This is a genomic window from Capnocytophaga felis, assembly GCF_009684755.1.
GTDB classification, from domain to species: domain Bacteria; phylum Bacteroidota; class Bacteroidia; order Flavobacteriales; family Flavobacteriaceae; genus Capnocytophaga; species Capnocytophaga felis.
This window is the reverse complement of record NZ_BLBC01000006.1, coordinates 1-13,517: the sequence shown is the minus strand read 5'-3', so window position 1 is coordinate 13,517 and position 13,517 is coordinate 1. Positions and strand designations below refer to the sequence as shown.

General features: G+C 35.8%; 9 protein-coding genes. 7 read left to right on the top strand and 2 right to left on the bottom strand.

Annotated elements, in window-relative coordinates; translation table 11 throughout:
- Window positions 1–156: 156 nt before the first annotated feature.
- On the bottom strand, window positions 157–636 hold the full coding sequence (locus GN105_RS05055; protein ID WP_175577628.1) for a DUF2753 family protein: 480 nt from the start codon (window positions 634–636) through the stop codon (window positions 157–159).
- A gap of 1 nt (window position 637) precedes the next feature.
- A complete protein-coding gene (locus GN105_RS05050; protein WP_155284348.1) occupies window positions 638–1,234 on the bottom strand; it encodes a superoxide dismutase in 597 nt (198 codons plus the stop codon).
- 419 nt (window positions 1,235–1,653) lie between these two features.
- Between GN105_RS05050 and GN105_RS05045 the strand changes: the two genes are divergently transcribed.
- From GN105_RS05045 to GN105_RS05015, 7 genes are all read left to right on the top strand, one after another.
- On the top strand, window positions 1,654–2,577 hold the full coding sequence (locus GN105_RS05045; RefSeq protein WP_155284347.1) for a TIGR03571 family LLM class oxidoreductase: 924 nt from the start codon (window positions 1,654–1,656) through the stop codon (window positions 2,575–2,577).
- Between the two features lie 35 nt (window positions 2,578–2,612).
- Complete coding sequence (locus GN105_RS05040) at window positions 2,613–3,554, top strand: hydrogen peroxide-inducible genes activator (protein ID WP_155284346.1); 942 nt, start codon at window positions 2,613–2,615, stop codon at window positions 3,552–3,554.
- A gap of 155 nt (window positions 3,555–3,709) precedes the next feature.
- Complete coding sequence (gene dnaE / locus GN105_RS05035; RefSeq protein WP_155284345.1) at window positions 3,710–8,167, top strand: DNA polymerase III subunit alpha; 4,458 nt, start codon at window positions 3,710–3,712, stop codon at window positions 8,165–8,167.
- A 20-nt stretch (window positions 8,168–8,187) separates the two neighbouring features.
- A complete protein-coding gene (locus tag GN105_RS05030) occupies window positions 8,188–9,222 on the top strand; it encodes an o-succinylbenzoate synthase (RefSeq protein ID WP_155284344.1) in 1,035 nt (344 codons plus the stop codon).
- 62 nt (window positions 9,223–9,284) lie between these two features.
- The gene (locus GN105_RS05025) at window positions 9,285–10,427 is read left to right on the top strand and encodes an AAA family ATPase (protein WP_155284343.1); all 1,143 of its coding nucleotides are present in this window, start codon (window positions 9,285–9,287) and stop codon (window positions 10,425–10,427) included.
- A 3-nt stretch (window positions 10,428–10,430) separates the two neighbouring features.
- The gene (gene mnmC2 / locus GN105_RS05020; RefSeq protein WP_155284342.1) at window positions 10,431–11,090 is read left to right on the top strand and encodes a tRNA (5-methylaminomethyl-2-thiouridine)(34)-methyltransferase MnmC2; all 660 of its coding nucleotides are present in this window, start codon (window positions 10,431–10,433) and stop codon (window positions 11,088–11,090) included.
- A gap of 190 nt (window positions 11,091–11,280) precedes the next feature.
- Window positions 11,281–13,422, top strand: a complete 2,142-nt coding sequence (locus tag GN105_RS05015) for a S46 family peptidase (protein WP_155284489.1) — start codon at window positions 11,281–11,283, stop codon at window positions 13,420–13,422.
- The last annotated feature ends 95 nt before the right edge of the window (window positions 13,423–13,517 follow it).

The following is a 13,517-nucleotide window of genomic DNA, read 5'->3' as shown; positions in this document are numbered from 1 at the left end:
TATAAATTGTTTGTATTTTATCTTTATAATTTACTGAAATAGAACTTACACCACTGATTTTCACATACAAGCGGTAATTTCTATATCTTGTTTGGTTAATATAACGGCTTTTTTTAAATTCAGAGAGTCGCCCTCTAACGCTAAGTATTCCTTATTTTACGCATAGATTAATGTATTAAGTTTTTGTAATTCTGTTTCTTTTGTGTATCTTCGTAATAATTCAAAAAATAAATTTTCGTCTTTCATTTGAAGATTATTACTCTTGATAAAGTTTAAATAAGTAACAACCGATTTCTTTAATTCACTATTCATTTCCTCTTGGTTGATAAGTTTTTTCTCAAAGAAATACAGGATAAAAAACACGACTTTCCGCAAAGATTCTTCGGATTTTTCAATCAAATTCAATTTCTCGTAACAATTCGCCAGATTGTTGTGCGAAACGATGTACAGCTGCAAAAAGGGAACTTTCAGTCGGAAACAATCGGACAGATTGTTATTTAACACTTCGGCTCTGTACAAGGCGTTGAGGTAGCCTTCCAAAGCGAGTTCATACTTCCCTTTCTTGAAAGATTCATTAGCATCTTCGGTCAAAATCTTCCAATAATTTTCGATGTGATTTACGCAAGTGTCGCTCATATTATTTCAAATTTTCGTTAGCAAAATTCCAATTGACGATTTCCCAAAATCCTTCCACAAATTTAGGTCGTGCATTGCGGTAATCGATATAGTAGGCGTGTTCCCACACATCAAGGGTGAGAATAGGCGTTTTGTTTTCGGTTAGAGGAGTAAAAGCATCTTTCATTGGTAGAATTTCCAATTTACCTTCTTGGTTTTGAGCCAGCCACGCCCAGCCCGAACCAAATAATTTTACGGCGGTGGTTGAAAATTGCTCTTTAAAATCATCAAAACTTCCGAAATCGCGATTGATGAGTTCGGCTATTTTTCCCGTAGGATTTTTTCCGCCATCGGGCGAAAGACAATGCCAAAAAAAGGAATGATTCCAGTGCTGAGCTGCATTGTTGAAAATGGCTACATTGTTTTCGGCGTGGCTTTTTCGGATGATGTCCACGATGTTTTCATCTGCCATTGGCGTATCTTTTACCAAACCCGCCAAATTATTGACATACGCTGCGTGATGTTTTCCGTAGTGATAATCAAAAGTTTCTTCTGTAATAATCGGATTTAGAGCATTTTTATCGTACGGAAGCTCTGGAAGTGTATGATTAATTTTCATTGTCTTTTTTCAGATTTAAATAGTTAGTTTTTTGTTTTTCAATTATTTTATGTTGTTATCTTCGTCTTATTTTTAGATTAGCAAAAATAATAATTTAGATTTATCTAAAAAAATAAATTAACATTTTTTAATTTAGAATCTTCAAGATAGTTTTTAATTATTTGTAAATCAAACACATAAAACAAAATTTTATCCTCACCTTATGCCTTGTTTTTAAATATATTCTTGGAAACATACTAAATCACTCATTATCTGAACTTTATACCTTTTTGTTTATTCTTATGATTTAATCCTGATTATATTAGAAAATAAAAATATTTACAAGTTTGGAAAAAGATAACTTTTTCAAGACAAATCCAATTTCATTTTTTGTTATTTTTGAAAATAAAATTACCTTTGCATACGTAAAAAGCAACATTATGCTAGATGCCCATAATCTATCCATAGGGTTACTTCTTCCTATAGAGGCTTATGAAGGAAGCGTTCCGAAGATGGAAAATCAGATACATTTAATACAATTGGCTGAATCTTACGGTTTTGATACTGTTTGGGTTCGTGATATTCCATTAAAAGACCCCGATTTTAAAGATGTAGGTCAGATTTTTGATCCTTGGATATATCTTTCACATATTGCGTCTCTTACAAAAACTATCAAAATAGGAATAGCAAGTTTAGTGTTGCCTTTGCGTCATCCGTTACACGTTGCGAAAGCTTCAGCAAGTTTGGATGTTCTTTTCCCGAACCGCTTTCATATGGGAGTAGCATCAGGCGACCGTCCTATTGAGTATCCTGCTTTTAATCAGCCTTTTGGATTAAGAAGTGCTCGAGTATTTGAGCATATGCAGATGCTGAGAAATTTTTGGTCAAAGGAATTTCCTTATTACAATAATGATTATGGCATCCTTATGAACAAATCGGGCGATGTAATTCCAAAACCTTTGAAAAGAAATATTCCTATGTATGTTACAGGACATATTGGAGGAGTTAATTTGGAATGGATTGCAAAAAATTCTGATGGATGGATTTACTATCCTCGTGATTTTGCTCTCACGGGAAAAGTTGTTAAAAATTGGATTGAGACTTTGGAAAACGAAGGACAACCCCGAAAACCCTACATTCAATCCATATACATTGACCTTATGGAAGACCCTGATTTCAAACCTGTTAATATTAATTTAGGATTCCGATTAGGCAGAAATTATTTGATTGATATGTTTCTGACTTTGAGGAAAATAGGGGTCAATCACGTAATGTTAGTACTAAAATACAGTTCACGCCCAGTAGATGTTGTTTTAGATGAAATTGGAAGAGAAGTTCTCCCTCAATTAAAAAGAACTTTTTAGCGAGCGAAAAATTATCCAACTTTAAATAAGAAACTATGACTATCACTCAATTTCAGTACGTTTTAGCCGTTGCAAAATATAAAAATTTTACCACCGCAGCCGAAAATAGTTTTGTAACTCAGCCTACTTTAAGTATGCAAATCCAAAAGTTAGAGGAGGAATTGGGTGTGATTATTTTTGACAGAAGCAAAAAACCATTGCAAATTACTAAAATTGGCGAACAAATCATTAAACAGGCACAAGTCATTGTTAATGAATCTGATAGAATGAACGATATTGTTGCTCAACAAAAGGGAGTTATTGGTGGAGAATTCCGCGTGGGAATAATTCCTACGGTTTCCCCTACCCTACTGCCGATGTTTTTGGCTAATTTCATTCATAAATATCCAAAAGTCTGCTTAAAAATTGAGGAACAAAATACTGAAAGCATCTTACAGAAAGTTGAAGAAGGTACTTATGATGCTGCTATTTTGGCAACTCCTTTGAATCATCTAAATATTATTGAAAAACCTCTTTATTACGAGCCTTTTGTAGCATATATACCTGATAATCACAGACTACAAGCAAACAACACCATTTATACGGAAGACTTGGACATCAATGATATTTTAATGTTGGAAGATGGGCATTGCTTCAAAGAAAGCGTGTTAAACATTTGTAACCAAGACATTATAGAATCCAAAACGTGTTTTCAACTCAAAAGCGGAAGTTTTGAAACATTAATACGATTGGCAAACGAAGGCTTGGGAATGACTCTCATTCCCTACTTACATTCTTTGGAATTGAAAGAAAACGAAAAAAAACACATACATCCTTTCGCTGAACCTCATCCTGCACGCGAAATAAGTCTTATTTACCACAAAAACGAACTCAAATCACAAACAATCAATGCTTTATACGAGGTCATCTCAGGAGTTATTCGTGGTGCAATTGCTTTTCACAACGTAAAAATAATAAGTCCCACCAGAAAAAGGTAATTACAATCTAATAAAATTTTTATAAAGTCATATTCTCTATAAATTTACCACATAAATATATGATAATCAATATATTTATATGAGTTGTGAATAACTTTTTATCTTGGTTACAATTTTATTTCATAATTTTACGCTTTTGAACAAAAGTAGAGTTTATGTACTTAATTTTCGATACCGAAACCACAGGTTTACCCAAACGTTGGGATGCACCCATCACAGATTCAGACAATTGGCCTCGGGCTGTCCAGATTGCTTGGCAATTGCACGACCGCCACGGAAAGCTCATTGAACATAAAGATTTTCTGATTGCTCCCGATGATTTTAACATTCCGTATGATGCTGAAAAAGTACACGGAATCTCTACCGAATTAGCTCAGCAACAAGGAGTTTCAATCCACAAGGTATTTGCACAATTTAACGAAGCGTTGCAAAAATCGGCTTACGTGGTGGGACAAAACATTGGTTTTGACATCAATATTATGGGAGCGGAATTCCATCGTTACGGTGTGGAAAGTCCATTGGCTACAATGCCCGTTTTGGATACGTGTACCGAAATCACCGCCGAACTCTGTAAAATACCCGGAGGTCGCGGAGGTCGATTTAAACTCCCTACACTCACCGAGTTACACGAATTTCTATTTCAAGAACCTTTCGCTGAAGCTCACAACGCCACTGCCGACGTGGAAGCTACCACACGTTGTTTCTTTGAATTGATACGCATCGGGCAAGGCTTTGAATCGAAAGATATTAGTGCTGAATATATATCTGAATTTCAAGAATATAACCCAACTCAAATTCAACCCATCGGGCTGAAACACGTCAATTTAAAAGAGGCTTCCGATAAAATCCGTCAATCCCAACAAACCGAAAGCGGACTTACTCAGCAACAAATAGAAGCTAACATCGCTCTGCTTGAAAATGCTTCATTTGTTCATTTGCACAATCACACACAATTCTCTGTTTTACAAGCAACTACATCTATTCAGAGCTTAGTAAAAAAAACCATTCAGGAAAAAATGCCTGCCGTTGCAATGACTGACAGCGGAAATATGATGGGAGCTTTTCACTTCATCAAGGAAGTTCTGGGGCATAACAAATCTGCCAAAGCAAAAAACGATGAAGCCCTCGAAAAAGGCGAAGTCCCTACAGAAATTGAAATAAAACCCATCGTAGGTTGTGAATTCAACATCTGTGAAAACCATTTGGATAAGAGCCATCAAGATAATGGATATCAAGTTGTTATGTTAGCCAAAAACAAAAAAGGCTATCACAATTTGGCAAAAATGGCTTCCATCGCCTATACCGACGGATTTTATTACGTGCCACGAATTGACAAAAATATCGTTGAAAAATACAAAAACGACCTGATTGTATTAACCGGCGGAATGAATGGCGAAATACCTTCTAAAGTGCTGAATATCGGTGAAAAACAAGCTGAAATTGCCTTACTTTGGTGGAAAAATCTTTTCGGTGATGACCTTTATATCGAACTGATGCGACATAATCAGGAAGATGAAAATCGTGTGAATCAAGCACTTATAGAACTATCCAAAAAACATCAGGTAAAACTTGTAGCAACCAATAACACCTTCTATATCAATCAAAAAGATGCCAACGCACACGATATTTTGTTATGTGTAAAAGACGGCGAAAAGCAGGCAACTCCTATCGGAAGAGGTCGTGGATATCGCTTCGGGATGCCCAATCAGGAATATTATTACAAATCCGCCGAACAAATGAAAAACTTGTTTAAGGATATTCCTGAAGCCATTTTAAATATTCAAGAAATCATTGATAAAATTGAAATTTATAACTTGGCTCGCGAGGTTTTATTGCCAAAATTTCAAATTCCGAATGATTTTTTAGTAGAAGACGACCCTGACGGAAAAAAAGGAGAAAACAAATATCTCAGACATTTGACCTATCTTGGTGCTGAAAAACGTTACGAACTACCTCTTTCAGAAGAAGTTATCGAACGATTGGATTTTGAATTGATGATTATCGAAAAAACGGGTTACCCGGGATATTTCCTTATCGTTCAGGACTTTATCGCAGCGGCTCGGGAAATGGGCGTTTCCGTAGGTCCGGGAAGGGGTTCGGCAGCGGGTTCGGCTGTGGCTTATTGCCTCGGAATCACCAATATAGACCCTATAAAATACGATTTGCTTTTTGAGCGTTTCCTCAATCCTGACCGCGTTAGTATGCCCGATATTGATATCGACTTTGATGACGAAGGACGCTCATTAGTAATGGATTACGTTATCAATAAATACGGAAAAAATCAGGTTGCACAAATCATCACTTACGGAACGATGGCGGCAAAATCCTCCATTCGAGATACTGCCCGTGTGCTGGATTTGCCTTTGCACGAATCGGACAGAATTGCCAAACTCGTGCCAAATATGAAATTGGCGAAAATTTTCGGTATGGATGATAAGCAACTGAAAGAAAAACTACGTTCCGATGAGCTTCCGAAAGTACACGAACTCAAACAGATAGCCGAAGGAACGGATTTAGCCGCCGAAACACTGCAACAAGCTCAAGTTCTGGAAGGTTCTGTCCGAAATACGGGAATTCACGCCTGTGGGGTTATCATCACGCCTGACGACATCACCAATTTTGTACCTGTTTCGGTCGCTAAAGATTCGGATTTATTTGTAACTCAGTTTGATAACTCTGTCGTTGAAAGTGCCGGACTACTGAAAATGGACTTCTTGGGGCTGAAAACCCTTACACTTATTAAAGATTCGATTGAACTCATCAAAAGACGTAACGGCATAGAAATCAATCCGGATGAAATTCCGATTGACGATAAAAAAACATACGAGCTCTTCCAACGTGGTGAAACTGTGGGGATTTTCCAATACGAGTCGCCCGGAATGCAAAAATATATGCGTGAGCTCAAACCCACTGTTTTTGCCGATTTGATTGCGATGAATGCTTTGTACCGGCCAGGTCCGCTGGAGTATATTCCGAGTTTTATTAAGCGAAAACATGGCACGGAACCCATTGTGTATGACCTTGATGCGATGGAAGAATACTTAAAAGAAACTTACGGAATTACCGTGTATCAGGAGCAAGTGATGTTGCTCTCGCAGAAGTTGGCAGGATTTTCCAAAGGTGATGCCGATATGCTCCGTAAGGCAATGGGAAAAAAGATTTTCGCCTTGCTTGAAAAGCTAAAACCCAAATTCGTGGAAGGAGGAATCAAAAACGGACATCCTGCCGATGTTTTGGAAAAAATTTGGAAAGACTGGGAAGCTTTTGCAAGTTACGCTTTTAACAAATCGCACTCTACTTGTTATGCGTGGATTGCTTACCAAACTGCTTACTTAAAAGCCAACTATCCGGCGGAATTTATGGCTGCAGTGCTTTCCAATAATATGAACGACATCAAGCAAGTTTCTTTCTTCTTGGAAGAATGCCAACGTATGGGAATCAAAGTGTTAAGCCCTGATGTAAACGAATCATTTTACAAATTTACGGTAAATAAGGACGGTAATATTCGCTTTGGAATGGGGGCTATTAAAGGCGTGGGGAAAAATGCGGTGGACACCATTGTTTCACATCGAAAAGACGGAAATTACACCTCTATTTTTGATTTGGCTAAACGTGTCGATTACAAAAATATCAACAAAAAAGCCTTTGAAAACATCGCTTTGGCTGGAGGTTTTGATTCTTTCACAAAAGTACATCGAGCCCAATATTTTCATACTGAAGCAGATGGAGTTCCTTTTCTGGAAAAGGCCATTCGCTTTGGAAATAAATATCAAGAAAGTAAAAATTCTGCACAAATGAGCCTTTTTGGCGGAACCAATGAGGTAGAAATCCCTGAACCTACAATTCCTAATTGCGAAACTTGGGGAAATTTGGAGCAATTACGACGCGAAAAAGAGGTTGTCGGAATTTACATTTCAGGGCATCCACTTGATGATTTTAAACATTCTTTAGATAATTTTTGCAATCTGTCACTCAGTCAATTACAAGACCTTTATCCACTCATTAACAGAGAAATAAGCGTTGCGGGAATGATTACCGACGTTCAGCATCGCACCTCAAAAAACGGTAAAGGCTGGGCTTCATTTGTTTTGGAGGATTACGACGGTTCGCACGAGTTTAAATTGTTCAATGATGATTATTTAAAATTCCGTAATTATTTGGTTTTAGGAACGTTTCTGTTCTGCAAGTTCGGAGTTAAAGAAGGGTGGCAGAAGAAAGAAAGTAACGAAAAATCGGAACCTCGAATCATTTTCAATCAAATGATGGTGCTTCAAGATGTGTTGGAAAATTATTCAAAAAAAATCGCCTTACATCTAAATATTGAGGAAATTTCAACAGATTTAATCAAAAGTTATAAAGAAATTATCGAAAAATATAGCGGAAACTATCCAATTTCATTTGTTATCCACAATACTAAAGAGAACATCCATCTAAATATGGATAATGGACAGCTAAAAGTTGATATTTCTAAAGAATTTCTTGATGAATTAGACCAAAAATCGGTTTTATATGTTTTAAATGACCGGAAAATGGAAAAACTCATCACCAAAAAGAAAGAAGAAATCGAAGAGGAAGAACAACATCTTGAGGTTGATTTAATGGAAGATAATTAAGCACTTCAATCCAAAAATTAATGAAAGCTTTTTACAGAAAACATATTTTAGATTTTAAGCGTCCGTCAGGAACATCAAGAGGAATACTTACCCAAAAAGAGACTTACTTCTTGATAATCAACGAAAATGAAAAAAAAGGAATTGGTGAATGTGGCTTACTAAAAACATTGAGCTTCGACCACCGCCCTGATTATGAGGACACCTTACAATGGGTTTGCAATAACATTGCGTTAGGAAAAGAATATTTACTCGAAAAACTTACCGAATTCCCTTCTATTCAATTTGGTTTGGAACAGGCTTTTCTTTCCTTAAAATCGGATAACCCACACATTCTATTTCCTTCTGATTTCACAAAAGGCAAGACTTCCATTTCCATTAATGGACTGATTTGGATGGGGTCGCCCGAGTTTATGAAATCGCAAATTAAGGAAAAACTCTCGCAAGGATTTCGTTGTATTAAAATGAAAATCGGGGCAATTGATTTTAAACAAGAGTACGAAATTTTAAAAAACCTACGAAAGGAATTTTCATCACAAGATATTGAAATTCGGGTAGATGCCAACGGAGCGTTCTCTGCTGAAGAGGCTTTGGAAAAGCTAAAACGCCTCAGCGAATTGGAATTACATTCCATCGAACAGCCTATCAAAGCAAATCAAACCGAAAAAATGGCAGAACTTTGCCAAAAAACACCTTTGCCTATTGCCTTAGATGAAGAACTTATCGGAGTGATTCATTTTTCTGATAAAAAAAGACTTTTGGAAGAAATAAATCCGCAATACATCATTTTAAAACCTTCGCTTGTAGGAGGATATAAAAATTCGGAAGAATGGATTTCCCTCGCCGAAAAGCAACATATCGGTTGGTGGATAACCAGTGCTTTAGAAAGTAACATCGGGCTCAATGCCATTGCTCAATGGACTTTCAAGCTCAACAACCCAATGCCTCAAGGTTTGGGAACGGGAGCCTTATACACCAATAACATTGCCTCTCCACTATCTGTTCAAAAAGGATTTTTAAAATACAATCCGGATACAGATTGGGAAAAAATATTTTAATTATTTTTACAAAAAAAACAAACTTTTTTCATTTTTTGAATGCTTTTTAAAACTATCCATTTATGAAAATACAAGATTCTAAATATTATCGCCCTATTAACTTATTACAGACCGATGAAGATGATAACGTTCAGGTTGTAGATAAATTCAAAGTGTTGACTTACAGCAATCCATATCAATGTTTGTTAGATGATTTAATGACTCGAATTTATTTGCGTGGAGAAGATTTGGTAATCCAGAAAGAAAAACTGAAACATCTTATAAAATGTACTGATTACTACACTGTTGATTATGCTTCACACCAGAACAAACTTTTTGAATCGGAGGAATGTTTTTTTCATCCTGAGTTGGAGGTTTTTATTTTGACAGACAAGAACTTATCCAATGAATATGACAATCAAATTTTTGAAGACGGGCTTTTTAAGGTGAATTATGTGTACTACGAGAATACAAATCCGAAAGCAAAAGAAAATTTAATGATTCTTTTTTCGGAGTATATTGAAAAGTACGTTTCCAAAGATTCGAAAGTATCTATTTTGCTGAAAACTCAAGTTGGGCTTGAAATCAAAACGCATACCATAAAACCGTACCGTATTGATTTTGAAACAATGTACAATGATGATTTTTTAGAAATTCACAATCGCGTAAAAAATGTTTTGACCAATGACACGAAAGGAGTCGTTCTGTTTCACGGTATTGCGGGTTCTGGTAAAACCAACTATATCAAATGGTTAACAAGTCAAATTCCGAATAAGAAATTCATTTTTATTCCTACAACGATGATTGGCTCACTTACTGACCCTGCTTTTATCGGTTTGTTAATTGGCAATAAAAACTCAATTTTGGTTTTGGAAGATTGCGAGAATTATATCGCCGAACGAACTGTTTTCAACAGCAACACAGATGTAGTTTCTTCTATCTTAAATATTGCTGACGGAATGCTTTCCGATGTGCTTGAATGTCAGTTAATTTGTACTTTCAACTCTGATATTTCAAAAATTGATCCCGCACTTTTGCGAAAAGGAAGACTTATTGCAGAGTATAAATTCAAAGAACTTACCGTTGAGAAAGCAAATAAATACTTACAATCAACTGATAAACAAGTCACTGTAAATAAACCTTATTCTTTAGCAGAATTGACAAACATTAATGTCAAGGAATTTAAGGAAAATTCTGAACCTTCAAAAATAGGTTTTAAAAATTAAAAAATGGAACGTAAAGTTATCATAACTTCCGATGGTTCAACTACTTTTCAAATTCCGGAGTGGGACGAATGTTTTCATTCCAAACACGGTGCTGTTCAGGAAGCTTTACACGTTTTCATAAAAAATGGTCTTCATTTATTTGAAAATCAATCAGTTTCTATTCTTGAAATTGGCTTCGGAACAGGATTAAACGCCTTAGTTACGTATTTGGAACATTCAAAATTAGGTTTGAAAATCCACTATGAAACTGTGGAAGGTTATCCACTTTCTTGGGAAGAAGCCCAGCAAATGAATTATTGCAATCAACTGAATAACAATACACTACAATCCATTTTTAAAGAAATTCATCAATCGGAATGGGAAAAAGAAATTTCTATTTCAGAAAGTTTTTTCATCAAAAAAAGAAAGCAATTTTTTGAACAAATTGATGATTTTGAGCAGTTTGACCTTATTTATTTTGATGCTTTCGGAGCAAGAGTCCAACCCGAACTTTGGGAAATTTCTATTTTTGAAAAAATGTACAAAGCTCTGAAAAAAGGTGGCTACTTAGTTACCTATTCATCAAAAGGAACTGTTCAAAGAGCAATGAAATCCTGTGGTTTTCAGGTTGAAAAACTTCAAGGACCACCCGGAAAACGTGAAATGTTAAGAGCAAAAAAATAATTTTATTTATAAAACATAATAATTTCATTATAAACATTTTGCAAAAAGCATTTTCAAACCTTTCGTTCAATTTTCTTCCAAAAAGAAGAATATAAGGAATCAACTTAAAATGTTAAAAATAACTAAATAGTGTTTTTAGTTGTAATTATTATTTATTTTTAGCCTCGAAAAAAAATTAATTTATTTTATGATGAAAAAAATATGTTTGACATTCATCGCTGCTTTGCTTTTAACGCCAATAGCTCGTGCCGATGAAGGAATGTGGTTTTTAATGTTCATAGAACGTTTGAATCAGCGTGATATGCAAAAAATGGGCTTACAACTTACTGCCCAAGAGATTTATAGCATCAACAACAATAGTTTGAAAGATGCAATTGTGCAATTTAACGGAGGTTGTACGGCAAGTATTATTTCAAAAGATGGGCTGGTATTAACTAATCACCATTGCGGATATGGACAAATTGCTGAGGTTTCTACTCCCGAAAATAATTACTTACGTGATGGATTTTGGGCAAAAACACACAAAGATGAAATAAAACCACAATCACTTTTTGTTCGTTTCTTCGTTCGTATGGACAATGTTACTGACCGAATGCTTTCTGTTGTTAATGATAAAATGACTGAAAAAGAGCGTGAAGCGGCATTGAATCGTGAAATAGCAAAAATTCAAAAAGAAAACGATGAAGGCGGAAAATATGTGGTTTCTGTTCGTTCATTCTTTCAAGGAAATGAATATTATTATTTTGTTTATCAAGATTTTAAAGATGTTCGTTTGGTAGGAACTCCGCCTGAAAGTATCGGGAAATTTGGTGGAGATACTGATAATTGGGAGTGGCCTCGTCAAACAGGAGACTTTTCACTTTTCCGTGTTTATACCGACAAAAACGGAAATGCAGCTGATTATTCTGCCGAAAATATCCCAATGAAAGCCAAAAAGCATCTGGCAGTAAGTCTGAAAGGTGTTCAAGAAAAAGATTTTGCTATGATTTTGGGCTATCCCGGGCGTACAAATCGCTGGGTGCCTTCTTTCTGGGTTGACCAAAATGTGGAATATGCGTATCCGGCTTGGGTAGAAGGTTCAAAAACAGCAATGGACGCTATGAAACCTTTTATGAATGCTGATGATGCCGTACGTTTGATGTATGCTTCAAAATACGCACAAATTGCAAATTACTGGAAAAATCGTCAAGGTATGATTGAGGCTCTGAAAGCTCACAAAACCGCTGATACAAAGCGTAGTTACGAGAAAAAAGTTGCTAAGTGGGCTAACAAAAAGCAAAACAGAGCTGAATACGGCAATGTACTAAAAACAATGGCTGATTATTTTGAAAAAACAAATGTTCAATCGGCTGATAATAACTATTTGGTTTCGCTTATTCGTGCAACGGATTTTGTTGGGCTTCCGCAAGCAATAACAAAAGCTTTTCAAAAGTACGAACAAATGCCTGATCAACAAAAAAGCCAATTGGTTAGCCGTATGCAAAACGTTTTGGAAATCTATAAAGAGAAACACATTCCTACGGAAAAAGCAATTTTGGCAAGTGGACTGAAATTATATGCAAACAAAGCAAAAAATATTCCTTCAGAAGTAAAACAAATACAGGCAAATTATCAAGGAGATTTCAAAAAATTTGCAGATAAGGCCTTCGAAACGAGCGTATTTGGTTCAGAGGAGAATTTCAAAAACTTCTTAGCAAACCCAAATCCTGAAGTACTTGAAAACGATATGTTGGCACAACTTTCGTTATCACTTGTAAATCAATATAATCATAAATCGGAGGAAGAAATTGCATTGCAAGATTCTTACGAGAAAGCTTTCCGAAAATTCGTGAAAGGAATGCGAGTTTCCAAAATCGGAAATACATTATATCCTGATGCAAACTCCACACTGCGTTTGACTTACGGAACAGTTCGTGCACTTCCTACCGATAAACGCAATGCCGATGCCTCTATCAATAATTATACAGCATTCAAATCAATGATTGCCAAGTACAAACCTAACGACCCGGAATTTGATATGCCGAAACGTATGATTGAAATGTATGAAGCAAATGATTTCGGACGTTATTTGGATAAAGACGGAACAATGCACGTTAATTTCTTGACAGACAACGATATTACTGGAGGAAACTCAGGTTCGCCAGTGATGAATGGCAAAGGAGAACTGATTGGTTTGGCTTTTGACGGAAATATCGAAGCAATGGCAGGGGACGTTATTTTTGACTCAAAATTACAACGTACCATTAATGTAGATATCCGCTATGTGCTTTGGGTAATCGACAAATTTTCAGGAGCAAAACACATTGTTGATGAAATGACAATTGTGGAGTAATCCGCTGATTTTACCTTCATAAAAAATACTACATAATAGAATGATTAACATTCTATTATGTAGTATTTTATTTAAAACTTGTTTAAACTTTTCGA